The 26,510-nt window shown below is 68.7% G+C and carries 26 protein-coding genes; 14 read left to right on the top strand and 12 right to left on the bottom strand.

Annotation, left to right across the window (positions count from 1 at the left end):
• The first annotated feature begins 49 nt into the window (after nucleotides 1-49).
• From C9J49_RS06740 to C9J49_RS06690, 11 genes are all read left to right on the top strand, one after another.
• The gene (locus tag C9J49_RS06740; protein ID WP_052719261.1) at nucleotides 50-1,189 is read left to right on the top strand and encodes a TauD/TfdA family dioxygenase; all 1,140 of its coding nucleotides are present in this window, start codon (nucleotides 50-52) and stop codon (nucleotides 1,187-1,189) included.
• Complete coding sequence (locus C9J49_RS06735; protein ID WP_107181477.1) at nucleotides 1,186-1,773, top strand: HD domain-containing protein; 588 nt, start codon at nucleotides 1,186-1,188, stop codon at nucleotides 1,771-1,773. Before C9J49_RS06740 ends, C9J49_RS06735 begins: the two co-directional genes overlap by 4 nt.
• On the top strand, nucleotides 1,770-3,365 hold the full coding sequence (locus C9J49_RS06730) for a 5-guanidino-2-oxopentanoate decarboxylase (RefSeq protein ID WP_046078062.1): 1,596 nt from the start codon (nucleotides 1,770-1,772) through the stop codon (nucleotides 3,363-3,365). Before C9J49_RS06735 ends, C9J49_RS06730 begins: the two co-directional genes overlap by 4 nt.
• A 67-nt stretch (nucleotides 3,366-3,432) precedes the next feature.
• The gene (locus C9J49_RS06725; RefSeq protein ID WP_046078061.1) at nucleotides 3,433-4,374 is read left to right on the top strand and encodes an ABC transporter substrate-binding protein; all 942 of its coding nucleotides are present in this window, start codon (nucleotides 3,433-3,435) and stop codon (nucleotides 4,372-4,374) included.
• Nucleotides 4,371-5,114, top strand: coding sequence for a class II aldolase/adducin family protein (locus tag C9J49_RS06720; protein WP_046078060.1), 744 nt, complete (start codon nucleotides 4,371-4,373; stop codon nucleotides 5,112-5,114). The genes C9J49_RS06725 and C9J49_RS06720 overlap by 4 nt, the downstream gene beginning before the upstream one ends.
• Nucleotides 5,115-5,134: 20 nt before the next feature.
• Nucleotides 5,135-6,328 carry a pyridoxal phosphate-dependent aminotransferase gene (locus tag C9J49_RS06715; RefSeq protein WP_046078059.1) on the top strand — a complete coding sequence of 398 codons (1,194 nt, stop codon included), beginning with the start codon at nucleotides 5,135-5,137 and terminating at the stop codon, nucleotides 6,326-6,328.
• A gap of 7 nt (nucleotides 6,329-6,335) precedes the next feature.
• The gene (locus C9J49_RS06710) at nucleotides 6,336-7,139 is read left to right on the top strand and encodes an amino acid ABC transporter ATP-binding protein (protein ID WP_046078058.1); all 804 of its coding nucleotides are present in this window, start codon (nucleotides 6,336-6,338) and stop codon (nucleotides 7,137-7,139) included.
• 327 nt (nucleotides 7,140-7,466) lie between these two features.
• Nucleotides 7,467-8,234, top strand: coding sequence for a transporter substrate-binding domain-containing protein (locus C9J49_RS06705; protein WP_046078057.1), 768 nt, complete (start codon nucleotides 7,467-7,469; stop codon nucleotides 8,232-8,234).
• Between the two features lie 79 nt (nucleotides 8,235-8,313).
• Entirely contained in the window at nucleotides 8,314-9,027 is a 714-nt protein-coding gene (locus C9J49_RS06700) for an ABC transporter permease (protein ID WP_035598240.1), read from the top strand.
• A gap of 1 nt (nucleotide 9,028) precedes the next feature.
• Complete coding sequence (locus C9J49_RS06695; protein ID WP_107181478.1) at nucleotides 9,029-9,778, top strand: ABC transporter permease; 750 nt, start codon at nucleotides 9,029-9,031, stop codon at nucleotides 9,776-9,778.
• Complete coding sequence (locus C9J49_RS06690) at nucleotides 9,766-11,205, top strand: aldehyde dehydrogenase family protein (protein WP_107181479.1); 1,440 nt, start codon at nucleotides 9,766-9,768, stop codon at nucleotides 11,203-11,205. The genes C9J49_RS06695 and C9J49_RS06690 overlap by 13 nt, the downstream gene beginning before the upstream one ends.
• A gap of 82 nt (nucleotides 11,206-11,287) precedes the next feature.
• Here the strand turns inward: C9J49_RS06690 and C9J49_RS06685 are convergent, their stop codons facing one another.
• The 4 genes from C9J49_RS06685 to nanR form a co-directional block, all read right to left on the bottom strand.
• Complete coding sequence (locus C9J49_RS06685) at nucleotides 11,288-11,626, bottom strand: tRNA-binding protein (RefSeq protein WP_046078054.1); 339 nt, start codon at nucleotides 11,624-11,626, stop codon at nucleotides 11,288-11,290.
• Between the two features lie 51 nt (nucleotides 11,627-11,677).
• Nucleotides 11,678-12,607 (bottom strand): DMT family transporter, encoded by a 930-nt coding sequence (locus tag C9J49_RS06680; RefSeq protein ID WP_107181480.1) that lies wholly within the window; start codon nucleotides 12,605-12,607, stop codon nucleotides 11,678-11,680.
• A 73-nt stretch (nucleotides 12,608-12,680) separates the two neighbouring features.
• Entirely contained in the window at nucleotides 12,681-13,364 is a 684-nt protein-coding gene (locus C9J49_RS06675) for an AraC family transcriptional regulator (RefSeq protein ID WP_107181481.1), read from the bottom strand.
• A 25-nt stretch (nucleotides 13,365-13,389) separates the two neighbouring features.
• Nucleotides 13,390-14,097 (bottom strand): transcriptional regulator NanR, encoded by a 708-nt coding sequence (nanR, locus tag C9J49_RS06670; protein WP_046078052.1) that lies wholly within the window; start codon nucleotides 14,095-14,097, stop codon nucleotides 13,390-13,392.
• A 234-nt stretch (nucleotides 14,098-14,331) separates the two neighbouring features.
• On the opposite strand from nanR, the gene C9J49_RS06665 reads away from it, so the two are divergent.
• Genes C9J49_RS06665 through C9J49_RS06655 form a run of 3 tightly spaced genes read left to right on the top strand, consistent with a single transcriptional unit; the run spans nucleotide 14,332 to nucleotide 17,779 of the window.
• Nucleotides 14,332-15,159 carry a phosphogluconate dehydrogenase C-terminal domain-containing protein gene (locus C9J49_RS06665; protein WP_107181482.1) on the top strand — a complete coding sequence of 276 codons (828 nt, stop codon included), beginning with the start codon at nucleotides 14,332-14,334 and terminating at the stop codon, nucleotides 15,157-15,159.
• An 11-nt stretch (nucleotides 15,160-15,170) separates the two neighbouring features.
• Complete coding sequence (locus tag C9J49_RS06660; protein ID WP_107181483.1) at nucleotides 15,171-16,439, top strand: ribulose-bisphosphate carboxylase large subunit family protein; 1,269 nt, start codon at nucleotides 15,171-15,173, stop codon at nucleotides 16,437-16,439.
• Nucleotides 16,436-17,779: a four-carbon acid sugar kinase family protein gene (locus C9J49_RS06655; RefSeq protein WP_046078049.1), complete on the top strand. Its 1,344-nt coding sequence runs from the start codon at nucleotides 16,436-16,438 to the stop codon at nucleotides 17,777-17,779. Before C9J49_RS06660 ends, C9J49_RS06655 begins: the two co-directional genes overlap by 4 nt.
• A gap of 89 nt (nucleotides 17,780-17,868) precedes the next feature.
• Here the strand turns inward: C9J49_RS06655 and C9J49_RS06650 are convergent, their stop codons facing one another.
• From C9J49_RS06650 to otnI, 8 genes are all read right to left on the bottom strand, one after another.
• The gene (locus C9J49_RS06650) at nucleotides 17,869-18,750 is read right to left on the bottom strand and encodes an NAD(P)-dependent oxidoreductase (RefSeq protein WP_107181484.1); all 882 of its coding nucleotides are present in this window, start codon (nucleotides 18,748-18,750) and stop codon (nucleotides 17,869-17,871) included.
• Nucleotides 18,751-18,836: 86 nt separating this feature from the next.
• Nucleotides 18,837-19,913, bottom strand: a complete 1,077-nt coding sequence (locus tag C9J49_RS06645; protein WP_046078047.1) for a tartrate dehydrogenase — start codon at nucleotides 19,911-19,913, stop codon at nucleotides 18,837-18,839.
• 136 nt (nucleotides 19,914-20,049) lie between these two features.
• A complete protein-coding gene (locus C9J49_RS06640; protein ID WP_046078046.1) occupies nucleotides 20,050-21,510 on the bottom strand; it encodes an aldehyde dehydrogenase family protein in 1,461 nt (486 codons plus the stop codon).
• A gap of 20 nt (nucleotides 21,511-21,530) precedes the next feature.
• Complete coding sequence (locus C9J49_RS06635) at nucleotides 21,531-22,805, bottom strand: TRAP transporter large permease (RefSeq protein WP_046078045.1); 1,275 nt, start codon at nucleotides 22,803-22,805, stop codon at nucleotides 21,531-21,533.
• Nucleotides 22,802-23,455, bottom strand: coding sequence for a TRAP transporter small permease (locus C9J49_RS06630; protein WP_046078044.1), 654 nt, complete (start codon nucleotides 23,453-23,455; stop codon nucleotides 22,802-22,804). The genes C9J49_RS06635 and C9J49_RS06630 overlap by 4 nt, the downstream gene beginning before the upstream one ends.
• A 60-nt stretch (nucleotides 23,456-23,515) precedes the next feature.
• Nucleotides 23,516-24,517, bottom strand: a complete 1,002-nt coding sequence (locus C9J49_RS06625) for a TRAP transporter substrate-binding protein (RefSeq protein ID WP_046078043.1) — start codon at nucleotides 24,515-24,517, stop codon at nucleotides 23,516-23,518.
• A 129-nt stretch (nucleotides 24,518-24,646) separates the two neighbouring features.
• A complete protein-coding gene (gene denD, locus C9J49_RS06620) occupies nucleotides 24,647-25,636 on the bottom strand; it encodes a D-erythronate dehydrogenase (RefSeq protein ID WP_107181485.1) in 990 nt (329 codons plus the stop codon).
• Nucleotides 25,637-25,689: 53 nt separating this feature from the next.
• Nucleotides 25,690-26,496, bottom strand: a complete 807-nt coding sequence (gene otnI / locus C9J49_RS06615) for a 2-oxo-tetronate isomerase (RefSeq protein ID WP_107181486.1) — start codon at nucleotides 26,494-26,496, stop codon at nucleotides 25,690-25,692.
• Between the last annotated feature and the right edge of the window lie 14 nt (nucleotides 26,497-26,510).

Genomic DNA, 26,510 nt, shown 5'->3' with positions numbered 1-26,510 from the left:
GCCGCTGACCACGACCGCTCAAGCCCTGATCACCCGGAGATTCATCGCCATGACCTCAAGCGCCAAGGTAGCGCTGTCCGACGACGGCAAGCGCCTGATCCTCGACCTCGACGGACGTTCTCGCGAGCTCGCGGCCATGTGGCTGCGGGAGCGCTCGCCCGACGCCGAGACCCTGGATCCGGGCACCGGCCAGCGACTGATCGAGGCCGCCGAGCTGCCGCTCGACCTCACCCTGCTGCACGCCGAATGCGACGGCGACGCCCTGGCCCTGCGCTTCAGCGACGGTCACGCGACGCGTTTTCCGCTCGCCGCCGTGGTTGCCGATGACACCGGGCCGAGCGATATCGTGCCGGGCCGCACCCTGTGGGACGCCGAGCTGTCTGGCCCGCCCCGAGCCGACTTCGCCGCCGCCGTCGCCGACGATGCCGCCCTGCTCGAGATGCTCGACGGCCTGCACCGCTATGGCGTCGCCCTGGTGTCCGGCGTGCCTGCGGACGAACACGGCATGCAGGCGCTGATCGACCGCATCGGCCCGCTGCGTCACACCAACTGGGGCGGCATCGCCGACGTCAAGTCGGTGGCCAACGCCTATGACCTGACCATGACCCAGCGCGGCCTGGAGCCGCACACCGACAACCCCTACCGCGATCCGATCCCCGGCTATATCTGGCTGCACTGCCTGACCAACGCCGCCGACGGGGGGGACAACACCCTGGTCGATGGCTACCGCGCGGCCCAGGTGCTGCGCGAACGCGACCCGGCGGCCTTCGACTGCCTGACCCGGGTGTCCCCGCGCTTCCGCTATCGCGACGAGAGCACCTGGCTGGAGAGCGAGGGTCCGCTGATCGAGCTGGACAGCCAGGGTCGGGTGAGCCGCGTGCGCTTCAACAACCGCACCGAGCAGGTCGACGCCCTGCCGGCCGATGAGCTCGAGCGCTACTACGCCGCGCGCCACGCCTTCTATGCGCTGATCACCTCCGACGAGCTCACCGTGCATCTCAAGCTGGACCCGGGCCAGATGCTGATCATGGACAACTATCGCCTGTTCCACGGCCGCCGCGCCTTTGAACTGGCCGGCGGCGTGCGCCACCTGCGCCAGGGCTACGTCGATCGCGACAGCACCGCCAGCCGCCGCCTGACCCTGCGCCACCAGTTGACCGACATCACCACCCCCGAGGAGGTCGCATGAACCAGGCCCGTTTCCGCCACTTCGGCGAGGCCAACCGCGACGAGTGGGCGCTGATCGACGACCGCTTCCGCGACTACGTCAACGACGCCCCCCGCCGCGTGCTCGAACACCTTCACCGCCTGGCCGGCGACACCCACGGCTATCCCGTGGATCGCTTCGAGCACTGCCTGCAGACCGCCACCCGCGCCCTGCGAGCCGGCGCCGATGAGGAAATGGTGGTCTGCGCCCTGCTGCACGACATCGGCGACGACCTGGCACCGGCCAACCACGCCGAGATCGCCGCGGGCATCCTCGAGCCGTTCATCGATCCGCTCAACGCCTGGATGATCCGTCATCACGAGCTCTTCCAGGGCTATCACTACCGCCACTACTTCGGCCTGGATCGCCACGCCCGGGATCAGTTCAGGGACCATCCGGCCTACGAGCGCACGGTGCGCTTCTGCGACGACTGGGATCAGGCCAGCTTCGACCCCGACTACGACACCCTGCCGCTCGAGCACTTCGTGCCGATGGTGGAACGGGTGCTGACGCGCGCGCCCTTCGGCGGTCTGCCGCCCATCGTCGAGGAGGAACCCCGTTCATGAACTGTGCCCAGCACCTCATCGCCCTGCTCGAGGCCCACGGCGTCGACACCGCCTTCGGCATCCCCGGCGTGCATACCATCGAGCTGTATCGTGCCCTCGGCGACAGTGGCCTGAGCCACGTCACCCCGCGCCACGAACAGGGCGCCGGCTTCATGGCCGACGGCTACGCCCGTGCCAGCGGTCAGCCCGCGGCCTGCTTCATCATCTCAGGCCCCGGCATGACCAATATCGCCACCGCCATGGGCCAGGCCCTGGCCGACTCGGTGCCGATGCTGGTGATCTCCAGCGTCAACCAGCGCGCCACCCTGGGCCGCGGCCAGGGCCGGCTGCACGAGATGCCGCACCAGGGCGAGACCCTCGCCGGCGTCAGCGTGTTCAGCCACACCCTGCATGACCCGGCGGCGCTGCCCGAAGTGCTGGCCCGCGCCTTTGCGGTGTTCGCGAGCGCCCGACCGGGCCCGGTCCACGTCGAGATTCCCCTCGACGTGATGACCGCGCCGGCCCCCGATACCGTGGCCACACCGACCTCGGTGTTTCCGCCGGCGCCGGCCCCCGCGGCACTGGCAAGAGCCGGAGACTGGCTGGTCGAGGCCAGGCGCCCGCTGGTGCTGCTCGGCGGCGGTACCACCGCCGTGCCGGAGCTCGCCCGGACTCTGGTCGATCGCCTCGATGCACCGACCTTCACCACCATCAACGCCAAGGGCGTGCTCGGCCGCGACCATCCGCTCGATCTCGGCGCCACCCAGAGCCTGCCCGCGGCACGCCGACTGGCCGCCGAGGCCGACGTGGTGCTGGCGATCGGCACCGAACTCGGGGAGACCGACTACGACCTGGTGTTCGACGGGGGCTTCCGGCTCGGCGGTCGGCTGATCCGCATCGACATCGATCCGCAGCAGCTGGGCCGCAACCAGACCGCGGATCTCGCCCTGCTCGCCGAGGCCGGCCAGGCGATGCGCGGGCTGCTCGATGTCCTGCCGGATGCCGCGGACCGCGACGGGGCCGCTCGCGCCGAGGCCGTGCGCGAGGCCCTGGCGCTGGGCGCGGACCCGGAGCTCGCCCCCTATGTACCGCTCTACGCCACCCTGCGCGAGGCATTGCCCGAGGCGATCGTGGTCGGCGATTCCACCGGCCCGGTCTACGCCGGTAACTTCCTGGCCGCGATGCCGGCGCCGAGGCGCTGGTTCAACGCCGCCACCGGCTTCGGCACCCTCGGCTACGGCCTGCCCGCCGCCCTGGGCGCTGCCGTGGCCAGGCCCGACCAGCCGGTGGTCGCCCTGGTCGGCGACGGCGGCCTGCAGTTCGTGCTCGGCGAACTCGGCACTGCCCGCGACCTGGGCCGGCCGGTGGCGCTGGTGATCTGGAACAACGACGGCTATGACGAGATCCGCCGCTACATGTCGATGAGCGAGGTGCCGCATCTCGGCGTCGACCTGGCCGCCCCGGACTTCCGCGCCCTGGCCGAGGCCTACGACTGCCGCCATGTCGGCGTCACCGACCCGGCGAGCCTGCACGACGCCCTGGGCCGGCTCTGCGAGGCGGAAAGCCCGCTGATCATCGAGGTCGATGCCACCGCCTGGACGGCATCGCTCTGACACCTTGGGAAATCTCCCACCTCATGGCCGGCCGAGACCGGCCCACGACACAAGGAGACGTCCAGGAATGAAGACGCATACCAAGACTCTGACCCTGAGCCTGATCGCCGGCCTGAGCCTGGCCGGTCCGGCACTGGCCGCCGACCGCGACGACCGCCTGCGCCTGGTCGTGCCGCCCTGGCCCGGCGTGACCGTGAAGAGCGAGATCATGACCCAGCTCATCGAGCCGCTGGGCTACACCACCGAGACCCTGGAAATCAGCTCGACGGTGGGCTACAGCACGCTGCAGAGCGGCGACAGCGACGCCTTCCTGGCCGGCTGGATGCCCGCCCAGCAGGAGAGCTACGACGCCGCCATGGAGGCCGACGCCATCGTCGACCTGGGCAACAACGTCAACGGTGCCCGCATGGGCTTCGCGGTCCCCGACTACGTCTACGAGGCCGGCATCACCCGTGCCGAACAGCTCGCCGACCCGGAGGTCGCCGAACGCTTCGAGCGCACCATCTACAGCATCGAGAGCGGCTCCACGGTCACCGACATGATCGAGGGCGCCATCGACAGCAACACCCATGGGCTCGAAGGCTGGAAGCTGATGGCCTCATCGACCCCCGGCATGCTCAGCGAGGTGAACGGCGCCGTCGAGCAGGAGCGCTGGATCCTGTTCTACGGCTGGACCCCGCACTGGATGGTGCCCGAATACGACGCCCGCATCCTCGACGACTCGGCGAACATCTTCGGCGCCGACGGTGGCCGCAGCGACGTCAAGACCATCGTCGCCAAGGACTATGCCGAGGCCAATCCCAACCTGATCCGGCTGCTCGATCAATTCGAACTCTCCGCCGACGAGCAGAGCGAGTTCATCCTCGAATACAGCCTCAAGGAACGGGAGCTCGAGGACGTCGCCCATGAATGGCTGGTCGCCCATCCCCAGCGCGTGGCCAGCTTCCTCGAGGGCGTCACCACCCGCGAGGGCGACGACGCCCTGAGCGCCGTGGAGGCCAGCCTGTGACCCTTGCCCAGCACGAGCGCGAGATCCGCCGCGACCTGGCCGCCGCCTATCGGCTTATCGCCCTGGACGGCATGGACGACGGCATCTCCACCCATATCTCCGCGCGCCTGCCGGGCGAACGTTTCCTGCTCAACGCCTTCGGGCTGCGCTTCGAGGAAGTCCGCGAGGACAACCTGGTGATCGTGAATGCCGACGGCGAGGTGCTCGACGACCCCACCGGATTCGGCATCAATCCGGCCGGTTTCACCATCCACAGCGCCCTGCACGCGGCCCGTCCCGAGGTGGCCTGCGTGCTGCACACCCACACCGTGGCCGGGGTCGCGGTATCGAGCCTCGCCGAGGGACTGCTGCCGCTGAATCAGTGGGCGCTGCAGTTCCACGAGCGGCTCGCCTACCACGACTACGAGGGCATCGCCCTGGATCTCGACGAGCGCGAGCGCCTGGCCACCGACCTGGGTCCTCACTCGGCGATGATCCTGCGCCAGCACGGCCTGCTGACCTGCGGTACAAGCGTCGGTGAGGCCTTCCTGCGCATGCGCGATCTCGAGCGCAGCTGCCAGGCCCAGCTGGCCGCCCAGGCCACCGGCCGGCCGCTGCTCGAGGCATCGCCGGCCATGGCCGAGCACGTCGCCCGCCAGTACGAGGCCTGGGCCGAGAGTCCCGGCGGCACCGACCGGGCCTGGCAGGCCGAACGACGCCGCCTGACCGGTGACGCCCCCCGGGCTCAAACGACCCGCTGACACGACAGAGCGAGACAACGATGCGTTATTCCCGACTGACCCAGCGGATCGCCGGTGAGGGCGCCGCCGCCTGGGACATCCACAACCGCGCCCTGGCCCGCCGGGCCGCCGGCGAGGACATCACCGTGCTGTCGGTGGGCGACCCGGATTTCGACACCCCGGCGCCGATCGTCGAGGGCGCCGTAGCCAGCCTGCGCGCCGGAGCCACCCACTACCCCGACGTGCAGGGCAAGCGGGCCCTGCGCGAGGCCATCGCCGAGCGCTACCGCAAGCGCGGCATGGCCGTCACACCGGAGCACCTGATCGTGGTCGCCGGCGCCCAGTGCGGTCTCTACGCCGCCGCCCAGTGCCTGCTCGATCCGGACGACGAGGTGATCGTCCCCGAGCCGAGCTACGTCACCTACGAGGCGGTGCTGCAGTCCACCGGCGCTCGCATGGTGCATATCCCGCTGCGCGGCGACGCCGGCTTCCGCCTGGACGTGGCCGACCTGGAGGCGGCCATCACCCCGCGCACCAAGGCGATCCTGCTCAACAGTCCCCATAATCCCACTGGCCAGCTGATCGATGCCGCGGCCTGGGCCGACATCGCCGCGCTGTGCCGGCGCCACGACCTGTGGCTGATCTCCGACGAGGTCTACGCCGAGCTGATCTTCGAGGGCGATCACGTCTGCGCCGCGAGCCTGCCCGACATGGCCGAGCGCACCGTGGTGATCGACAGCCTCTCCAAGTCCCATGCCATGACCGGCTGGCGGCTGGGCTGGGTGCTGGGCCCGGAACCCCTGATCGAGCATCTGAGCCACCTCGCGCTGTGCATGCTCTACGGCTGCCCGGACTTCATCCAGGACGCCGCCCGCGACGCCCTGAGTGCCCCCCTGCCCGAGCTCGACGCCATGCGCGAAACCTACCGCGGCCGGCGCGACGCGGTGGTCGCTACGCTCAGCGGCTGTCCGTCGGTGAAGGTCATCACGCCCGCCGCCGGCATGTTCCTGATGATCGATATCCGTGCCACCGGGCTGTCGTCCCAGGCCTTCGCCGACCGCCTGCTCGACGAGCAGGGCGTCTCGGTACTGTCCGGCGAGGCCTTCGGCCCCTCCGCCGCCGGTTTCGTGCGCCTGAGCCTCACCGTCGACGCGGCCCGTCTCGACGACGCCTGCCGCCGCCTGGCGCGCGTCGCCGAGCAGGCCCGTGCCGGCACCCTTTCCACCATCGAATGAGTCGCCTATGACGTCATCGCTACAAACTCCTTCCACTGACGCCTCGCACCGCCTGGCGGTGGAGGCCCGACACCTCGTCAAGCGCTACGGCGATCTCGAGGTGCTGCGCGACGTGTCTCTCGAGGTTCCCGAGGCCAGCGTTACCTCGATCATCGGCGCCAGCGGCTCGGGCAAGAGCACCCTGCTGCGCTGCCTCAACCTGCTGGAACGCCCCGACCAGGGCGATCTGGCGATTGCGGATGAGACGATTCGATTCGACCGCAATCCCCAGGGCGACATCGTCGGCCTCGACCGGCGCCAGCTGCAGCAGCTGCGCGCCAAGGTCAGCATGGTCTTCCAGCAGTTCAATCTCTGGCCCCACTTCACGGTGCTGGGCAACGTCACGGAGGCGCCGATGCGCGTGCAGGGCCTGTCGAAACGCCAGGCCATCGAGCGCGCCGAGTACTACCTGGAGCGCGTCGGCATGGCCGACAAGCGCGACGGCTACCCGGGGTTCCTGTCCGGCGGTCAGCAGCAGCGGGTCGCGATTGCCCGGGCGCTGGCCATGGAGCCGCGACTGCTGCTGTTCGACGAGCCCACCTCGGCGCTCGACCCGGAACGCGTCAGCGAGGTGCTCGGCGTGATCCGCGACCTGGCCGCCGAGGGTCGCACCATGGTGCTCGTGACCCACGAGATGGCCTTCGCCCGCGAAGTGTCCGACCAGGTGGTGTTCCTCGACCGCGGCTTCGTCGGCGAGGCCGGCTCGCCGCGCCAGATCTTCGAGGAGAGCCAGGATCCGCGCTGCCGGCGCTTCGTCGCGCCAGCGGCCTGAATGCCTCCCATCCCCTTTGGCTCTCCTGCCCGACGAGATGAGCACCGGGGACAAGGCGTAGCGAGGGTTTTTGCCATGGGCGAGGCGGAAGGAGAAGAACATTCGGTGAATGTTCTTCCCGCCGAGCGGGTTGGCCAAGGATGGTCAACCCCGGCCCTGCAAGCGGCGCAGGATGCAAGAGCGCCGCAGGGCAAAAGTAGCGCCCAGGGATGGGTTCACAGCGCCTCGCTATGGTCCGGCACCCCGGGGCTTGTCGCCGGAACAGCTCATCGCTTCCACGAGCAGAGAGTCACTCACGCCCGACACGACAATACCAAGGAGAACTGCATGAACCGTCCCCTGATCGCCCTGACCGCCGCGGCCGCCCTCGGCCTCTCCGCCACCGCCCAGGCCGGCGAACCGCTGAAGATCGGCATCTCCGCCGAACCCTACCCGCCGTTCACCTACACCTCCTCCGAGGGCGAGTGGACCGGCTTCGAGGTCGAGCTGGGCATGGCCATCTGCGAGGCCATGGAACGCGACTGCGAGATCACCCCCACCGGCTGGAGCGGCATCATTCCCTCGCTCAAGGCCGGGCGTATCGACATGATCATGAACTCCATGTCGATCACCGCGGCCCGCCAGCGGGTCATCGACTTCAGCGAGCCCTACTACTTCACCCCGGGCGCCTTCGTGGCCGCCGAGGACCTGACGCTTGCCGGCCCGGACGACCTCGACGGCAAGGTGCTCGGCGTACAGGCCGCTACCACCAACGCGACCTACGCCCGCCGCGCCCTGCGCGACCAGGTCGGCGACATCCGCCTTTACGATCAGGCCGAACAGGTCAACCGCGACCTGCTGTCCGGCCGCCTGGACGTGATCCTGGCCGACAAGATCGCCATGACCGAACTCCTCGAGCGCGACGAGGCCGAGGGCTTCGAGATCAAGGCCACCGCGCCGCGCCACGAGGCCTACGGCGAGGGCGTCGGCATCGGCATCCGCCAGGACGACGACACCCTGGAGACCGACCTCAACGCCGCCATCGCCAAGGTGCGCGAGGACGGCACCTGCCGCGCCCTGTCCGAACAGTACTTCGACACCGACATCTGCACCTGATTCGTTCCTCGACGACGCTCGTCCGGCGGCCCTCGCGGCCGCCGGCCCCGCCCTGTCTCATCAAGGACACGATTTCCCCATGAACCACGTTTCCCAAGAGGGGCTGCTCGACTGGGCCGGCCCGATCCTTCAGGGGGCGCTCACGACCCTCGAGATCGCCGTGCTGGCCTATGCCATCGGCCTGGTGCTGGGGCTGATCGGCGCCAGCGCCCGGCTCAGCCCCTGGGCACCGCTGCGCGGCCTGGCCACGGCCTACTCCACCGCGGTACGGGCCGTCCCCGAGCTGTTGCTGATCATCCTGCTCTACTACGCCGGCTCCCAGGCGCTCACCGCCCTGACCAATGCCATGGGGCTGCCCGGCCAGGTCGCCATCAACGGCTTCGTCACCGCCGTGGGCGTGCTGGCCTTCGTCCAGGGCGCCTACATGACCGAGGTGATGCGCGGCGCCATCCAGGCGATACCCCGCGGTCAGCTCGAGGCCGCCGACGCCTTCGGCTTCTCCGCCTGGGACCGCTTCCACCGCATCGTCGTCCCGGCCATGCTGCCCCATGCCCTGCCCGGGATGTCCAACCTGTGGCTGATCCTGATCAAGGACACCGCGCTGATCAGCGTGATCGGCTTCAGCGAGCTGTTCTTCACCATCCAGCAGGCCGCCGCCAGCACCCGTGCGCACTTCCTGTTCTACGCCGCCGCCGGGGTCATCTACCTGGCCATGACGCTGAGCTCCACGGCGCTGTTCACGCGCCTCGAGCAGCGCGTGCGCCGCGGCCAGCCGACCGGCGAGGAGGCATGACATGGACTTTTCCTGGCTTCAGGACCCGTTCTATCAGGAGTACCTGATCGAGGGCTTCGTCAACACCCTGTGGCTGCTGGCCGTCTCCGCCGTGGGCGGCCTGGCGCTGGCCGTGGCGGTGGCCATGGCGCGTCTCAAGGGCCCGCGCCCGCTGGCCATGCTGGCCAAGGGCTTCACCGTGGTGATGCGCGGCACGCCGCTGCTGGTGCAGCTGTTCTTCTTCTACTACGGCGTGGGACGGCTGCTGGAGGGCATTCCCGGCGTGCAGGACAGCATGATCTGGCCGCTGCTGCGCGATCCCTTCTTCTACGGCGCCCTGACCTTCACCCTCAGCGTCGGCGCCTACTCCGGCGAGGTGCTGCGCGGCGCCCTGGCCAGCGTGCCCCCGGGCGAGCGCGAGGCCGGCCGCGCCTTCGGCATGACGCCCTTCCAGGTGTTTGCCCGGCTGTGGCTGCCGCGCGCCATTCAGCGCTGTCTGCCGACCCTGACCGGCGAGATGATCCTGCTGCTCAAGTCGGTGCCGCTGGTCTCGACCATCGCCCTGATGGACCTGCTCCAGGCCGCCAACATCATTCGCGACGAGACCTTCCTGGTCTACGAGCCGCTGATGCTGATCGCCGGCATCTACCTGGCCATGACGGTGGTGCTGACCCTGGTGCTGCGCCAGGTCGAGCACCACTTCCCCGGCATGCAGCCGACGCGCCGCCGCTTCCCCCTCCGCCGAGTCGAGAACGCCCCATGCAAGCACTGACCCAACACTTCATCGACGGCCGCTGGGTGGAAAGCCGCGGCCACCGGCGCCTGCCGGTCAGCGCCCCCTACCACGAGACGGTGATCGCCGAGGTCACCGCCGGTTCGCCGCAGGACGTCGACGCCGCGGTGAGCGCGGCCCGGCGCGCCCTGGCCGGCTGGCGCGCCCTCGGTGGTGCCGCGCGCGGCGACAGCCTGGACGCCCTGGCCGAGGCGCTGGTGGCGCGCCGCGACGAGCTCGCGGCGCTGTCCAGCCGCAACAACGGCAAGCCACTGGCCGAGGCCGAACAGGATCTGGCCGACGCCATCGCCTGCTACCGCTACTACGCCGGCGAGGCCCGCGCGCTGGATGAACGCCAGGGCGAGGCCGTGGACACCGGCGAGGCGGGGCTGGTATCGCGCCGCTACCGGGACCCGGCCGGCGTGGCCGGGCTGATCACGCCCTGGAACTTCCCGCTGGTCAGCAGCGCCTGGAAGCTGGCCCCGGCGCTGGCCGCCGGCTGCACGGTGGTGTTCAAGCCCTCCGAGGTCACCCCTTTGCCGGAGCAGGCGCTGGCCGAGATCGCCGAGGCCATCGACCTGCCGCCCGGCGTGCTCAACCTGGTGCACGGCGACGGCGGCAACGTCGGCGCGCCGATCGCCGCCCACCCGGGTATCGACAAGCTGTCCTTCACCGGCAGCAACCGGGTCGGCGAGGCGGTGATGGCCGCGGCGACCCGGGGCTCCCGCAACGTCTCGCTAGAACTCGGCGGCAAGTCGCCGATTCTCGTCACCGAGGACGCCGATCTGGATCACGCCGCCGCGCTGGTGCTGGCCGGTTTCTGCTACAACGCCGGCCAGATGTGCTCGGCCACCTCGCGGCTGCTGGTCCACGAACAGGTCGCCGACGCCCTGCATGCGCGGCTGGACGCCGCCGTGGCCGAACTCGTCGCCGGCGATCCGCATGACCCGGCGACCACCCTTGGGCCGCTGGTCAACGCCGGCCAGCGCCGCCGGGTGAGCGCCTACCTGGCGGAGGCCGAGGAAGAGGGGCTCACGCCGACCGCGACGCCGATCGCCCTGCCCGACCATGGCCACTTCGTCGCCCCGCGGGTGTTCCGCGACGTGCCGACCGCGAGCCGGCTGTGGCGCGAGGAGGTGTTCGGGCCGGTGCTGTGCGCACGGACCTTCCAAAACGACGACGAGGCGGTGGCGCTGGCCAACGACAGCGCCTTCGGCCTGGCCGCCAGCGTGGTCGCCGGCAGCGATGCACGAGCCGAAATCCTGGCATCCCGCCTCGTCGCCGGCAACGTCTGGTGCAACACCGGCCAGATCGCCCCGCCCGGGCTCGGCTGGGGCGGCATGAAAGGCAGCGGCATCGGTCGCGAGCTCGGCCGCGAGGGGCTCGAGGCCTATCTGGAGACGCGCTACGTCACCCGGCCGGCCTGAACACCAGCTGACCTTTCCTCCTTCCCGCAACGCAACGGGGCCGCCCAGAAGGCGGCCCCGTCGTCGTCAGGATGGGTATGCTCTATGCCAACCGTGCCCCGTTGGGCACCCCCAGATCGGGCACGGCCAGCGCCACGGCGCCATCCTCGCGGTGAAAGCCTGTGACCAGGCACTCCGAGGTCATCGGGCCGATCTGTTTCGGCGGGAAGTTGACCACCGCGATCACCTGCTTGCCGACCAGCTCGTCCGGCGCGTACAGCTCGGTGATCTGGGCGCTGGACTTGCGTACCCCGATGGCCTCGCCGAAGTCGACCCGCAGCTTGTAGGCCGGCCGCCGCGCCTCGGCAAAGACCTCGGCCTCGACGATGGTGCCCACGCGCAGTTCGACCCTGGCGAAGTCCGCCCATGCGATCTGTTCCATGAGGGTGTTCTCCTTATCTCTTGAACGTGCCCAGCCACGCGGCGGGCGTTATCACCGCGACGAGTCTGTCGCCTCCGGCGATCGCCGGTCCTTGCGACCGCTCAACATGCCGCTACCGATCAGCGCCCCGCCGCAGATCAGCAGCGCGGCGAGCAACAGCGTCGGGCTGGGGGCGGCCAGGCCGGCGGCGATCAGCACCAGGGTCGAGCACAGCGGCGTGGCATAGGACATGAGCCCCAGCAGCCGCACGTGACCACGCTTCATGCCGAGATCCCAGGTGAAGAAGGCGCTGCCCACGGGACCCAGCCCCAGGGCCAGGATCGCCCACAGGTTGGCGCCTTCCGGCCAGCCGAGCGGCTCCCAGGCCAGATGACAGGCGAGCGCCAGCACCGCGGCGCCGAGGCAATTCCAGGCCACCGCCGTGGTCGGAATCCGCGACAGCAGCCGCGAGGCCACGGAATAGCCGCTCCAGATGAAGGCCGCCAGCAGCGCCACCAGATAGCCCGGCGTGTATTCGCCGGACCAGTCGAAGCCGTCGGGTCCCACCAGCAGCCCCGCACCGATGAAGCCGCACACGCCGCCCACCAGGTGAATCCCGCGCAGGCGCTCGCCGGGCAGCAGCCAGCCGGCCAGGATCACGATCAGCAGCGGCCACAGATAGCTGATCAGCCCGGCGTTGGCCGCCGGCGCGTTCTGCTGGGCGATGAAGTAGCACAGGTGATAGCCAAACAGCCCGCCCACTCCCAGCAGCCAGCCCGCCGGCGGCTGGCGGAAGGCCTCGGCCAGGGCGCGCTTCTCGCCACGCAGCAGGAACACCAGCAGCGCTAGGCCGCCGGCCAGGCCGAAGCACAGCGCGGTCAGCAGGAAAGGCGGCACCGGGCCGGCCCATTGGGTGAACAGCGCCAGCGTCGCCCAGCTCAGGACGGTACTGGCGCCCCACAGGGTGGCACGGCGCGCCTCGGCGGGGGAAACAGCCGACATCTCGATTCTCCATTCGCGGGTCGGCTGGGCAGTATGGGGGACGAGAAAGACGAAGGCTTGTCGATTTCGGCCGTCACCGAACGCGACGAAACGCGCTCGGCGGCTGCCCGCGCCAGCGCCGGAAGTGGCGGCTGAACTGGGCGCCGTCGGCGAAGCCACAGGCCAGGGCAATCTCGGTAAGGGAGGCATCGCTGGTCATCAGCAGCCGCTCGGCCAGTGCCAGTCGCTGCCGCGTAAGCCACTGCCAGGGCGTCAGGCCGGTGATCTCGGTGAGACTGCGACGCAGCTGCCGTTCGGAGAGCCGTGACGCCTCGGCCAGCCGCGCCAGGCTCCAGGGCGCCGCCGGGTCGGCCTGGACCCGCCGGGTCAGGCTCGCCATGTTGAGCCGTGGTCCCCGCCACGCGGGCGCACCACCGAGCCGCGCCAGCAACCGCTCATCGTCCAGTCCGGCGGCCTCCTCCGGCGCCAGGCGCAGGAAGCGAATTCGCTCGAACAGCGTATCCACGGCCTCGCCCACGGGCAGATCCAGCACGCGGCAGCGATTGTCGGCATCGAGCCCCAGGTAGTGATGGGTCGCCGCGGCGGGAATCAGGCACACGCTCCCCGGGCCCATGGCGGCGCCACGCCCCTCGACCTCGACGTCCACGCGGCCGCCGAGCCCCACCAGCAGCTGGTGGTAGTCGTGGGTATCGCTCAGGCAGTCGAGCGGATAGGAGCGCTCGACGCTGCCGATCAGGGGAGAAAGATCACGGCTCATGGGCCAAGGATGCCGCGCCAGCGTATCAGGACAGGTGATACAGGCTGCGGGCCCGGTCCAGATGCGCCCGCATCTCTCTCACCGCGGCGGCCTCGTCATTCTGGCGGATGGCATCGAGGATGCGCCCGTGCTCCTCGAGGGTGATGTGCTCGCTGCCCTTCCAGTGCAGTACGGAGGCGTGGAAGTTGGCCAGCCAGTTGAGCATCGCGTGGCTGATGGCGATGAAGATCGGGTTGCCGGTGATCTCGACGATTGCAGAGTGGAAGGACATATCGGCCTTGATGAAGGCCCCGATGTCACGGTTGAGCTCGCTGCGCTGACGCTCGAGCAGCTCCTGCAGGTGAGCGACATCCTCCTCGCGTGCCGCCCTGGCGGCCCGCGCCACCATGCCCAGCTCGAAGAAGGCCCGGGCCTCCTTGAGATGCTCCAGCGACTGCGGCGAGTTGGACAGCATGTGCATGGCCGTCAGCTCGATCTGAGACAGCATGCCTTCCGCCGTGGGCATGGTCACCTTGGGACGCTGTCCGTGCTGGATCGACACCAGCCCCAGGCGTTCCAGAGACTGCATGGCCTCGCGAATGGCGGGCCGGCCCACGCCGAAGCGCTCCATCAGTTCGCGCTCCGAAGGCAGGTGATCACCGGGGGCATAGTCGCCGTTCAGCAGCATCGCATAGAGCCGATCGAAGACTTCGTCGGACAGCTTTCTGCGCGAGATCTTCAGGGCATCGCTCATGTGTCTGGCCTTCATCAGGGTCGAAAACAGGGGCACAGCATACGCATCTCGCGGCACGCCGGCATAGCGAATGCCACCAAGGTCGTGTTTGACAGTCACGTCAACTTATATTGTCATCATACCAGTTGAGCGAGAAAAATGCTCGTCCTGGCTCGACGCCCTGCGTCTGTATGTCACAGCGCGCTCGCAAGACGTTCACAACAACACTCCACAACGACCCGAGGAGACAGCCCCATGACTACCATTGCGTTGATCGGTGCCGGCGGCAAGATGGGCTTTCGCCTGTCCCGCAACCTGCAGTCGTCGGACTTCAGCGTGCGTCACGTCGAGGTCAGCGACGCCGGGCGCGAACGCCTCAAGAGCGAGCTGGGCATCGACTGCATGGCCGCCGAAAAGGCGGTTCCCGGGGCCGATGCCGTGATCCTGGCCGTCCCGGACACCCTGATCGGCAGCATCTCCGCGCAGCTCGCCCCGCTGATGGAAAGCGGCACCATGCTCGTGACCCTCGACGCCGCCGCCCCCTTCGCCGGCCACCTGCCGGAGCGCGAGGACCTCACCTACTTCGTCACCCATCCCTGCCATCCGCCGATCTTCAACGACGAGACCGAGCTGGAGGCCAAGCGCGACTATTTCGGCGGCTACAAGGCAACCCAGCATATCGTCAGTGCCCTGATGCAGGGGCCGGAGGAGAGCTTCGCCCTGGGCGAGCGGATCGCCCGGACCATCTACGCGCCGGTCGGCCGCTCGCATCGCGTCAGCGTCGACGAGATGGCGCTGCTCGAGCCGGGCCTGTCTGAGACCGTCTGCGCCACCCTGCTGGCGGTGATGCGCGAGGCCATGGACGAAGTCGTCACCCGCGGAGTCTCCGAGCAGTGCGCGCGCGACTTCCTGCTCGGCCACATGAATATCCTCGGCGCGGTGATCTTCGACGAGCAGCCCGGCGCCTTCTCCGATGCCTGCAACAAGGCCATCGAGAACGGCAAGCCGATGCTGATGCGCGACGACTGGAAACAGGTCTTCGAGCGCGACGCCATCGCCGACAGCATCCAGCGCATCACCTGACGGGGGCGGCCATGAGCGATCGTATTCGTGCCAGCTACCTGATCGAGACGCCCTACCCTCTGGAGCACGCTGCCGCGGTCATGGCGGGCGAGCAGTCCTGTGGCACCTTCACGCGTCTCGCCAGCGAGACCGACGAACTGCGAGAGCATCACGGCGCCCGCGTCGAGGCCATCGAGCCGCTGGACAGCGTGGCGACTCCGTCCTTGCCCATCCCCGCCCCGCTGGTGGACGACGGACATTCCGTCTATCGGCGCGCCCGGGTGACGCTGTCCTGGCCGCTCGCCAATCTCGGCCCCTCGCTTCCCACCCTGGTGGCCACGGTGGCCGGCAACCTGTTCGAGCTCAAGGAGTTCTCGGCGCTCAAGCTGCTCGACCTGGAACTGCCGGCGCCCTTCGCCGACGCCTATCCCGGACCGCAGTTCGGCATCGCCGGCACCCGCGAGCTGACCGGTATCAGCGAACGCCCGCTGATCGGCACCATCATCAAGCCCAGCGTCGGCCTGTCACCCGGCGCCACGGCCGAGGTGGTCCGCGAACTTGTCGAAGGTGGAATCGACTTCATCAAGGACGATGAACTGCAGGCCAACGGCCCGCACAATCCGCTCAAGGCGCGGGTCGACGCCGTGATGCCGGTGATCCGCGAACACGCCGAGCGCACCGGGCGCCGGGTGATGTACGCCTTCAACATCACCGGCGACCTGGATGAGATGCGCGAGCATCACGACTACGTGGTCGCCGCCGGGGGCAGCTGCGTGATGGCGGCGCTCAACGCCGTCGGGCTCGCCGGCATCACCCGGCTGCGCCGCCACTGCCAAGTGGCACTGCACGGCCATCGCGCCGGCTGGGGCATTTTCAGCCGCTCGCCGCACCTGGGCATGAGCTTCGTCGCCTACCAGAAACTGTGGCGACTGGCCGGGGTCGACCATATCCACGTCAACGGGCTGAGCAACAAGTTCAGCGAGGAAGACGCCAGCGTCATCGCCAGCGCCCGCACCTGCCTGACGCCGATGTTCGCCCCGCCCTCACCGGGCTGCGAGGTGATGCCGGTGTTCTCCTCCGGCCAGACCGCCGACCAGGCCGCCGATACCTATCGCGCCGTCGACAGCACCGATCTGATCTTCTGCGCCGGCGGCGGCATCATGGCGCATCCCGACGGCATCGGCGCCGGCGTGCATAGCCTGCGCCAAGCCTGGGAGGCCGCCGTGGCAGGCATCGAGCTGGACGCCTATGCCCGCGAACATCGTCAACTGGCCCGCGCCCTGGAGACCTTCCGCCGATGAGACCCGACCACGACACGACGCTGATCAGCTACTACGGCGACGACCTGACCGGCTCCACCGACGTCATGGAGGCCCTGAGCAGCCAGGGCGTCGATACCGTGTTGTTCACCGCCCTCCCCGATGCCGACCAGCTGGCCCGCTTTCGCCACTGCCGCGCCATCGGCCTGGCCGGCACCAGCCGCAGCGAGTCGCCGGCCTGGATGGATCGGCATCTGGTGCCGGCACTGACCTGGCTGCGCGAACGCGGCGCGGCACTGTGCCACTACAAGACCTGCTCGACCTTCGACAGCGCCCCGGAGACCGGCAGCATCGGCCGCGCCCTGGAGATCGGCCGCCGCCTCCACGATCAGGCCTGCGTGCCGATCGTGGTCGGCGCCCCCCAGCTCGGCCGCTATACCGCCTTCGGCCAGCTGTTCGCCACGGCCTGGGGCGAGGTGTATCGCATCGACCGTCATCCGATCATGTCGCAGCATCCGGTAACGCCGATGCACGAGGCCGACCTGCGCCGGCATCTGGCCGCCCAGACCGACCTCGAGACGGGCCTCGTGGACTTCCGGACCCTGACCGACGATGCGGCCGACCGACGCGTGGACGAGGCCCGGGCACGCCACCAGGCGCTGCTCTTCGATGTACTCGACCCCGCCAGCCAGGCGGCCGCGGGCCACCAGATGTGGCGCACGCGACCGCCGCAGGGCGGCTTCGTGGTCGGCTCCTCCGGGGTGGAATATGCGCTGCTCGCGGAATGGCGCCGGCAAGGAATCGTCGACGCGGCCCCCGCCCCCTTCGAGGAGCCCGCTCCGGTGGAGCGCATCGCGGTGGTCTCGGGCAGCTGCTCCGAAACCACGGCCCGGCAGATCCGCTGGGCCGAGGCCAACGGCTTTCGCGGCATCGCCCTCGACGCGGCCCGCCTGGCCGACGCCGAAACGGCATCGGCCGCGCTCGACGAGGCCCGCCAACAGGCGCTGACGGCGCTGCACGACGGGCTCAGCGTGGTGATCTACACCGCCCTGGGACCGGATGGCAGCCTGCCGACGCTGTCGGGCGAAGACGCGCGTCACGCGCTGGGACGCGGACTGGGCCGACTGCTGCGCGAGCTGGTACTCGCCGAGGGCCTCACCCGCGTGGTGGTCGCCGGCGGCGACACCTCGAGCCACGCCCTCCACGAACTGGGCATTCATGCCCTCACCACCTGCCGTCCGCTGCCGCAGACGCCGGGCTCGCCGCTGTGCCTTGCCCACGCCGACGAGACCGCCTTCGATGGTCTGCAGGTTGCCTTCAAGGGCGGCCAGATCGGCGACGATGCCTACTTCGGACGCCTGCGCGACGCCGACTTCGGCTGATTCGCATGGTCGGCACAAGAGACGGCGCCCGGCGGAATCTCCGCCGGGCGCCATCGCTTGTTTCCCTTCCGCTCAGGGCTGTCTACCGCTCAAGGCTGCCCCAGCAGCGCCACCAGCTCCGGGGTCAGGCGATCGCCATGCCCCCGCTCGTTGACGTCGCGATACAGCGTATCGATGGCGGCGGCCACGCCACGCTCGGCGCCCACGTCCCGGGCCATGGCGTTGTAGTAGTCGATGTCCTTGAGCGTATTGGAGAGGCTGAAGCGGAAGCCCGAGGGGTCCCCGGCGGCGATGAAGGGCCGCAGGCGCTCCAGCACCACCCCGCCACCGCCGCCGTTGCCCAGCACCTCGAGGAAGACGTCGTCATCGATGCCGGCACGGCGCGAGGCCGCCGCCGCCTCGGACAGCACCGCGGTGAAGCCCAGCGACACATAGTTGTGCAACAACTTGAGCTTGTGGCCCGCCCCCACCGGACCGCCGTGGGTGATGTGCTCGGAGAAGCTCTCCAGCAGCGGTTTCATATCGCGGAACAGCTCGTCGGCGGCCCCGACGATCAGATTGAGACGCCCCTCGGCGGCCTCCTTGGGCGTGCGGGTCATGGCGGCGTCCATGAACTGGCCACCGGCGGCGGCAACCCTTTCGGCTATGGCCAGGGTGGAGCTCGGGATCGCCGTCGAGCAGTCGACGATCACGCTGCCCGGCTGCAGGCCTTCCAGCACGCCGCCGGCATCGAACAGAACACTCTCCACCTGGGGCGTGCCGGTCACGCAGAGGATCACCACTTCGGCATGCTCGGCCACCTCGCGGGCGCTGGATCGCTTCTCGGCACCGGCCTCCAGCAGGTCCTCGACCGGCTGATTGCCGGGATGATCGAGGAAGCTCAGCCGATGGCCGCCCCGCAGCAGGCTGGTGGCGATGCCGTGGCCCATCAGGCCCACGCCGATCATGCCGACCCGGTATGTCTTGTTCATTCGTCACTCCCGTTAGACGTCGCCACGCGCCCGGCCCTCCCGCCCCACACGTGGCGCTTGCTGGTTGAACTACCGATATGTCGCGCTCAGGCGGCGCCCAGCGCCTCGGCGATGGCACGCCCCAGGGTCTCGGTGCTGCCGCGGCCCTTGAGGTCCGGCGTCAGCACCTGCGGATCGCTCTGCTCCAGCACCGCTTCGATGGCGGCGACGATCGCCGCTCCGGCCTCGGCCTCGCCCAGGTGCTCAAGCATCATCGCCCCACACCAGATCTGGCCGATGGGGTTGGCGATGCCGCGCCCGGCGATGTCCGGGGCGCTGCCGTGGACCGGCTCAAACAGGCTGGGGAATTCCCCGGTCGGGTTGATGTTGCCGGACGGCGCGATGCCGATGGTGCCGGTGCAGGCCGGGCCCAGGTCGGAGAGGATGTCGCCGAACAGATTGCTGGCCACCACCACGTCGAACCAGTCGGGATGCAGCACGAAGTTGGCAGTGAGGATATCGATATGGAACTGATCGACGTCGATCTCGGGGAAATTCGTCTTCATCGCCGCCACCCGCTCGTTCCAGTAGGGCATCGAGATCGACAGGCCGTTGGACTTGGTGGCCGAAGTCAGCTTCTTCCGCGGCCGCGACTGGGCCAGCTCGAAGGCGTACTTCAGCACCCGGTCGACCCCGGTGCGGGTCATCAGCGTTTCCTGCAACACCACCTCCCGATCGGTCCCTTCGAACACTCGCCCGCCGAGGCGCGAGTACTCGCCTTCGGTGTTCTCGCGCACCACCAGGAAGTCGATATCGCCGGGTTCCCGCCCCTTGAGCGGGCTCTCGATGCCCGGCATCAGCCGGCACGGCCGCAGGTTGACGTACTGGTCGAAGGCGCGCCGGAACTTGAGCAGCGAGCCCCAGGCCGAGACATGGTCCGGCACCGTATCGGGCCAGCCCACGGCGCCGAAGAAGATGGCGTCGAAACGGGTCAGAGTCTCGTACCAGTCCTCCGGCAGCATGTCGCCGTGTTCCATGTAATAGGCACAGCTGGCGAAATCGAAGTGCTCGAATTCCAGCGGCAGGTCGAAACGACGAGCCGCCGCCTCCAGCACCTTCAGCCCCTGGGGCACCACCTCGAGGCCGATGCCGTCCCCCGCCAGTACTGCGATCCTGTAGGTCATGATGTTGTCTCCCGGCAGCAAGCTGCCCGTGTCGCAATGGAACCTCTGACGCACGACACTCCCACGACCGAGGCGGCGACAGTGCGCCCTCCCCGGCCAATGGCGTCATGCGGGTCGATCTGGATGCAGGCGAGGCTCAACCGTGGCGGATCGCCACCGTCTTGAGCTGGGTGTAGCTCTTCAGCCCCTCGAAGCCCTTCTCGCGGCCGTGGCCGGAGCGGCCCATGCCGCCGAACGGCAGCTCGATGCCACCGGCGGCACCGTAGTTGTTGACGAAGACCTGGCCGCTGCGGATGCGCTTGGCCAGGCGCAGCTGACGCCCGCCGTCGCGGGTCCAGACGCCGGCACACAGGCCGAAGTCGGTGGCATTGGCCAGGCGCACAGCGTCCTCCTCGTCCTCGAAGCGCTGCACCGCCAGCACCGGGCCGAACAGCTCCTCGCGGGTCACCTCATGGCCCTCGGGGATGTCGACCAGCAGCTGCGGCACCACGAAATGCCCCTCGGCGGGCGCCCCCTCGGCCAGCTGACCGGCCGCCGCGACGCGAATGCCGTCCTCTTGTGCCGCCGCCAGCCGGGCCTCGAGCTTCTCGCGCTGGCGGGCGTTGATCAGCGGGCCGCAGTCGGCATCGCGCTCGCCGGCATCGCAGCGCAGGTCGCCGAAACGTGCGGCGAGTCGCGAGACCACCTCGTCGTAGCAGGATGCCTCGACCAGCAGTCGACTCCCCGCCGAGCAGGTCTGGCCGGCATTCTGAATGATGCCCCGCACCACCGCCGTCAGGGCGGCCTCGAGGTCGGCATCGGCGAACACGATCTGCGGCGACTTGCCGCCGAGCTCCATGGTCACCGGCACGTGATTGACCGCCGCGGCCTGAGTGACCAGGGTCCCGGTCTCCGGCGAGCCGGTGAACGACAGGTGATCGATGCCCGGATGTGCGGCCAGCGCCGAGCCCGACTCGCGCCCCAGGCCCGGCACCACGTTGAGGCCCCCGGCCGGCAGCCCGGCTTCGACGGCCAGCTCGGCCAGGCGCAGCACGCTCAGGCAGGCATCCTCGGCGGGCTTGAGCACCACACTGTTGCCGGCCGCCAGCGCCGCCGCCACGCAGCGGCCGAAGATCTGCGAGGGGTAGTTCCAGGGAATGATCTGGCCGCAGACGCCATAGGGCTCGCGCAGCGTGAACACGGCGAAGTCGTTGTCGAAGGGGATGGTCTCGCCATGGAGCTTGTCCGCCGCGCCGGCGTAGAAGCGGAAGTAGCGGGCGCACACGGCGATGTCGCCCCGGGCCTGAGTCATCGGCTTGCCGGTATCGGCGCACTCCAGGGCGGACAGGGTCTCGGCGTCGGCATCGATGGCGTCGGCAAAGGCGTACAGCCATTCGCCGCGCCGGCGGGCCGACCACTGGTGCCAGTCGCCGAGCTCGCCGTCGAAGGCACGCCGTGCCGCCGCGACCGCAGCGTCGACCTGCTCTGCCTCGCAGCGGGCGATCTCGGCCAGCGGCGTGGCCGTGGCCGGTGCCTCGACGCTCAGGGAACTGGGCGTGGGCACCCACTCCCCGCCGATCAGTGCCGCGCAGCGCGGCGTTACGGGTAACGCACTCATCGATGTCTCCTTGATTGTTATCAGTACAGCAGGTCGACCAGCCCCAGCGAGATCCAGGGCAGATAGGTGATCGCCATCAGACAGGCCAGCACCACCAGCACGAAACGCAGCAGCCAGGGAATGAGTTGATCGATGGACAGCTTGGCCACCGCGCAGGCGGCAAACAGGTTGACGCCGAGCGGCGGGGTGAACATGCCCAGCGCCAGGTTGACCACGATGATCAGCCCGAAATGCACCGGATCGATGCCGTACTGCACGGCGATCGGAGTGAAGATCGGTGCCAGCACCAGGATCGCCGCCGAGGTCTCGACGAACATGCCGATCACCAGCAGCATAACGTTGACCGCCAGCAGGAAGCTGATCGGGCTGTCGAACACCTGGGTGACCCAGTCCGCCACCTCGCCGGGCAGCCCGGAGCGGCTGATCAGGAAGCTGAACAGCGCCGCCGCCGAGATGATCAGCATCACCGTCGCGGTGGCGATCACGCTTTGCCTCAGGATCGGCCACAGCTGCGCCAGGCTGAGCTCCCGGTAGATCAGTCCGCCGACGATCAGCGCATAGACCACCGCCACCGCCGACGCCTCGGTAGGCGTGAACACGCCGCCGTAGATGCCGCCGATCACCACCACCGGCATCAGCAGCGCGGCCCAGGCCCGCTTGAAGGACGTCCCGAAATCCTGGCGGTCTTCCCGATCCCTGAGCCCATAGCCACGCACCTTGCAGAACAGGTACAGGAACAGCAGCAAGGCACTGCCGATCAGCAAGCCCGGGCCGATGCCGGCAATGAACAGGCGTCCGATGGAAGTATCGGTGCTGACGCCGTAGAGGATCAGGGGGATCGACGGCGGAATCAGCACCCCGAGCTCCGCCGACGACGCCTGGATCGAGGCGGCCAGCGGCCGCGGATAACCGTGGCGCGCCATGGCCGGAATCAGGATCGAGCCGATGGCGAAGGTGGTGGCCACGCTCGAGCCCGACACCGCGGCGAACAGCATGCAGGTCAGCACGCAGGTCATCGCCAGGCCGCCCTGCAGGCCGCCGACGATAGACTTGGCCAGATCCACCAGGCGCTGCGAGATGCCCCCGGCGGCCATCAGATTGCCGGCCAGGATGAAGAACGGAATGGCCATCAGCGGGAAGTTGTCGATGCCCACGAACATCTGCTGCGGCACCATCAGCAGCGGGAATCGTGTGAAGAACTCGATGCCGATGATCGACGCCAGCAGGATGGAGATGGCGATGGGCACGCCGATCGCAAAGAAGAGAACCAGAGACAGGCCAATCGCGAGATTCATGAGCGGGCCCTCCGAGTCGTTGAGCCGGCGGGTGACGCCACACCGCTCAATGATGTCCGTGATTGCCGGTCCCGAGGTGGCGTGGAAGATCCCGGCGGGGGCTCGGACGTTGCCGATTCCGCTTCGTCATGACGCAGCGGTTCGGGCTCGTCATTCTCCTCCATGCCGACGGTCTCGCGTCCGCTGGCCTGGGCCAGCAGTCGCGCCACGACCGCCAGCAGTGCGAAACCGGCGCCAACGGGAATCGCTGCGTAGACCCACGCAATCGTCACCCCCAGCCCGGACAGCATCTGTGACCTGACCCGCAGCGTCATCGCCGTGCCGTAATAGACCAGTATCACCAGGGCGATCACACAGCCCACGGCGATCAGGGTCTCAATCAGGATCAGGCTCTTGCGTGGAACCAGCTTGTAGATGACCTCGACGGACATCATGTCGCCGCCGCGGAAGCCCGATGCAGCGGCAAGAAAAACGCACCAGATCATGGAAGAACGCGCCACGACTTCCGACCAGGTGGACGGGGCATCGAAGACAAACCGCGTCAGGACCTGATAGAAGCCGGTGGTCACTGAAATGATGAGCATCAATACCGCCACCACGAGCGAGAACCGAGTCATCACACGTTCGAAACGCAGGAAGAATTCCAGCATGACATACCCCTTGAAGCGGCCTGCCTCGACACGAGTGTCGAGGCAGGCATCGGGTGACGATCAGCAGTCGCTATTGCGGATCCGGTCAAGCATCTCGCTGCCATACTGGTCGGTGTAGACCTTGTAGGAAGGCTCGACGGCCTCCTGGAACGGCGCCTTGCCGATATCCTCGACCACGGTCATGCCCTTCTCCTGGAGCTCGGCCACCCCCTCGGTCTCGAGCCGCGACACCATCGCCCGGGTGGCCTCTGCGCCGGCTTGGGACGCCTCGCGGAACCAACCCTTTTCCTCGTCGCTGAGGCTGTCCCAGAGCACCGGAGAGGCCAGCATGATGGCCGGCGAATAGACATGGCCGGTGAGGGACAGACGATCCTGCACCTCCCAGAGATTGCCGGTGAGAATCACCGAAATCGGGTTCTCCTGGCCATCCACCGTGCCCTGCTGCAGGGCGGTGAACAGTTCCGGAAACGCCATGGGCGTGGGATGCACGTCGAGCTCGCGGAACGCGGCCATGTGCATCTCGTTTTCCATGGTGCGGATCTTCAATCCGGCGGCGTCCTCGGGAGTCTCCACGTCACGCTGGCTGTTGGTCAGGTGACGAAAGCCGTTTTCGGTCCAGGCAAGGCCCACGAGGTTGTTCTCGCCGATCTTGTCCAGCAGTGACTGGCCGACGTCACCGTCCAGCACGCAGCGCGCCTGGTCGTAGTCCTTGAACAGGAACGGCAGGTCGAGCACGTAGGTCTCGGGCACGAAGTTGCCCAGCGGCCCGGTGGACGACACCACCATGTCGATGGTGCCGATCTGCAGGCCCTCGATCATGGCGCGCTCGCCGCCCAGGGCGCCGGACGGATGCTCGGCCACTTCGAACTCACCGTCGCTGAGCTCATCGAGCTTGGCCGCGAAGGCGTCGACACCGGCCGAGTAGTGGGAGCTGTCGGAAGTGGTATGCCCCACGGTGATGGTCTGGGCGGCCGAGACACCGAGGCTGGTGGCGGCCAGGGCCAGGGCGGAAACGCCGGCGATGGCGGCGGGCAAGGCGTGACGTGCAAAACGGGTAGTCATTGTTATATCCCCTTGGGTTTGCGGCTGGGTAGAGACCGACGGCCGGGGCCGACAGGGTACGGCAAACTGGTATAATGACATGACAATCACTCCACCATGTCAAATACGACAATGGTCGGAAGATCGTCCTCACGCAGGCGGCAAGGGGCCTCCCTGGCCCGCCTGCTCGGCCATGAAGGCCTGGACGATATCGCGGAAATTCCGGTCGCCCTCGAAGCCCAGCTGCCGGGCTCGGTCGTTGCGGAAGCGCGCCGGCCAGCTGCCGACGATGGCCTCGATGGCGGGGTCCGGTTCGTGACGGACGAGGGCCAGCGCCGGCTCGCCGGCGACCTCGCCCAGGGTCTCGAGCATCTCGGCGACGCTCACCGTGATGCCCGGCAGCATGAAGGCCCGGAAGTCGCCGAGCGCGTCTCCCGGCACCGCAGCGCCGTGGATCAGGGCCTCGATAACGCTGGCCGGCGACATCACGAACAGCTCAAGCTCAGTGGGCACCGAACAGATGGCTTCCTCGCCGTTGAGCGGCTCGCGCAGGATGCTGGAGGCGAAGCTCGAGGCCGCGGCGTTGGGCCGCCCGGGGCGAATCACGATGGTCGGCAGGCGCAGCACCAGGCCGTCGATCAGGCCACGGCGGCTGTAGTCGTTGACCAGCAGCTCGCACATGGCCTTCTGGGCGCCGTAGGAATTCTGCGGATGCAGCGCGGTCATGTCGTCGAGGACCTCGGGAAGCTCCCCCCCGTAGGCCGCCACGGAGCTGGCCATTACCAGGCGGGTCTCGGACAGCCCATGGGCCCGACAGCCCTCCAGCAGCGCGCGGGTGGCATCGAAGTTGACCCTCATGCCCAGATCCAGATCCGCCTCGGCGGCCGAACTGACCACCGCGGCCAGGTGGTAGATGACGTCCGGCCGCGCTGCCAGCACCGTGTCCAGCCCCCCCGGGGCACCGATGTCTAGCGCCAGGGCCTCCAGTTCGACGCTCGCGCCCTCTATGGCGGGCGGCTCGACCTGGTCGATCAACGTCAGCCGGCGGATCGGCCGGCCGTCGAGCTCACCGAGTTCCAGCAGCCGCTGCAAGAGGCGCTGGCCAAGAAAACCGGCGGCACCGGTAATGACGATATGCATGGCGTCACTTCCTGATCGTGAGAATGATGTTGTGGCTCAAGGAGAGGCAGCCCTCAGGGCCGCAGCCCATAGGCCTGCCCCCAGCCCAGGCCATCCCGGGTGGCGGCGGCCGGCCGATACTCGCAGCCGATCCAGCCGCCATAGCCCAGCGCCTCAAGGCGCGCGAGAATCGCCGGATAATGCACCTCGCCGACATCCGGCTCGTGTCGCTCCGGCACCCCGGAGATCTGCACGTGGCCGATATGGGGCAGCAGGTGCTCCAGGTGGCGAATCAGGTCGCCCTCCATGATCTGGCAGTGGTAGAGATCGAACTGCAGGCGCAGGTTGTCCGCGCCCACGGCCTCGAGAACCACCACGGCCTGGTCCTGGCGGGAGATAAAATAGCCCGGCATGTCGCGGGTGTTGATCGGCTCGATCAGCAGCTCCCGGCCGACCTTCGCCGCCTCGCCGGCGGCGAAACGCAGGTTCTGCAGATAGGTGGCGTGATGGGCCTCGCGGGCCTCGTCCAGCGCGCGGTCATCCAGGCCCTCGGGCAGCAGCCCGGCCATGGCATGCACGCGGGAGCAGTTAAGCTGCGCGGCATAGCGCAGGCCCTCGATCACGGCGTCGCGAAACTCCGCCTCGCGCCCCGGCAGGCTGGCGAGGCCACGCTCGCCGGCCTCCCAGTCACCGGGCGGCAGGTTGAAAAGCACCTGCTCGACGCCCGCCTCGTGCAGCGCCTCGGCGATGCGCTCCGGCGCATGGGCATAGGGAAACAGGTACTCGACGCCGCGAAAGCCGGCATCGGCGGCGGCCTGGAAGCGGTCGAGGAAATCGTGCTCGGTGAACAGCATGCTGAGGTTGGCGGCCAGTCGGGTCATTGTCGCTCCTTGCG

The organism is Halomonas sp. SL1, assembly GCF_003030865.2.
In the GTDB taxonomy this organism is placed as follows: Bacteria; Pseudomonadota; Gammaproteobacteria; order Pseudomonadales; family Halomonadaceae; genus Halomonas; species Halomonas halophila.
Note: the sequence above shows the minus strand (reverse complement) of the source record. Positions and strands in the feature narration are given on the sequence as shown.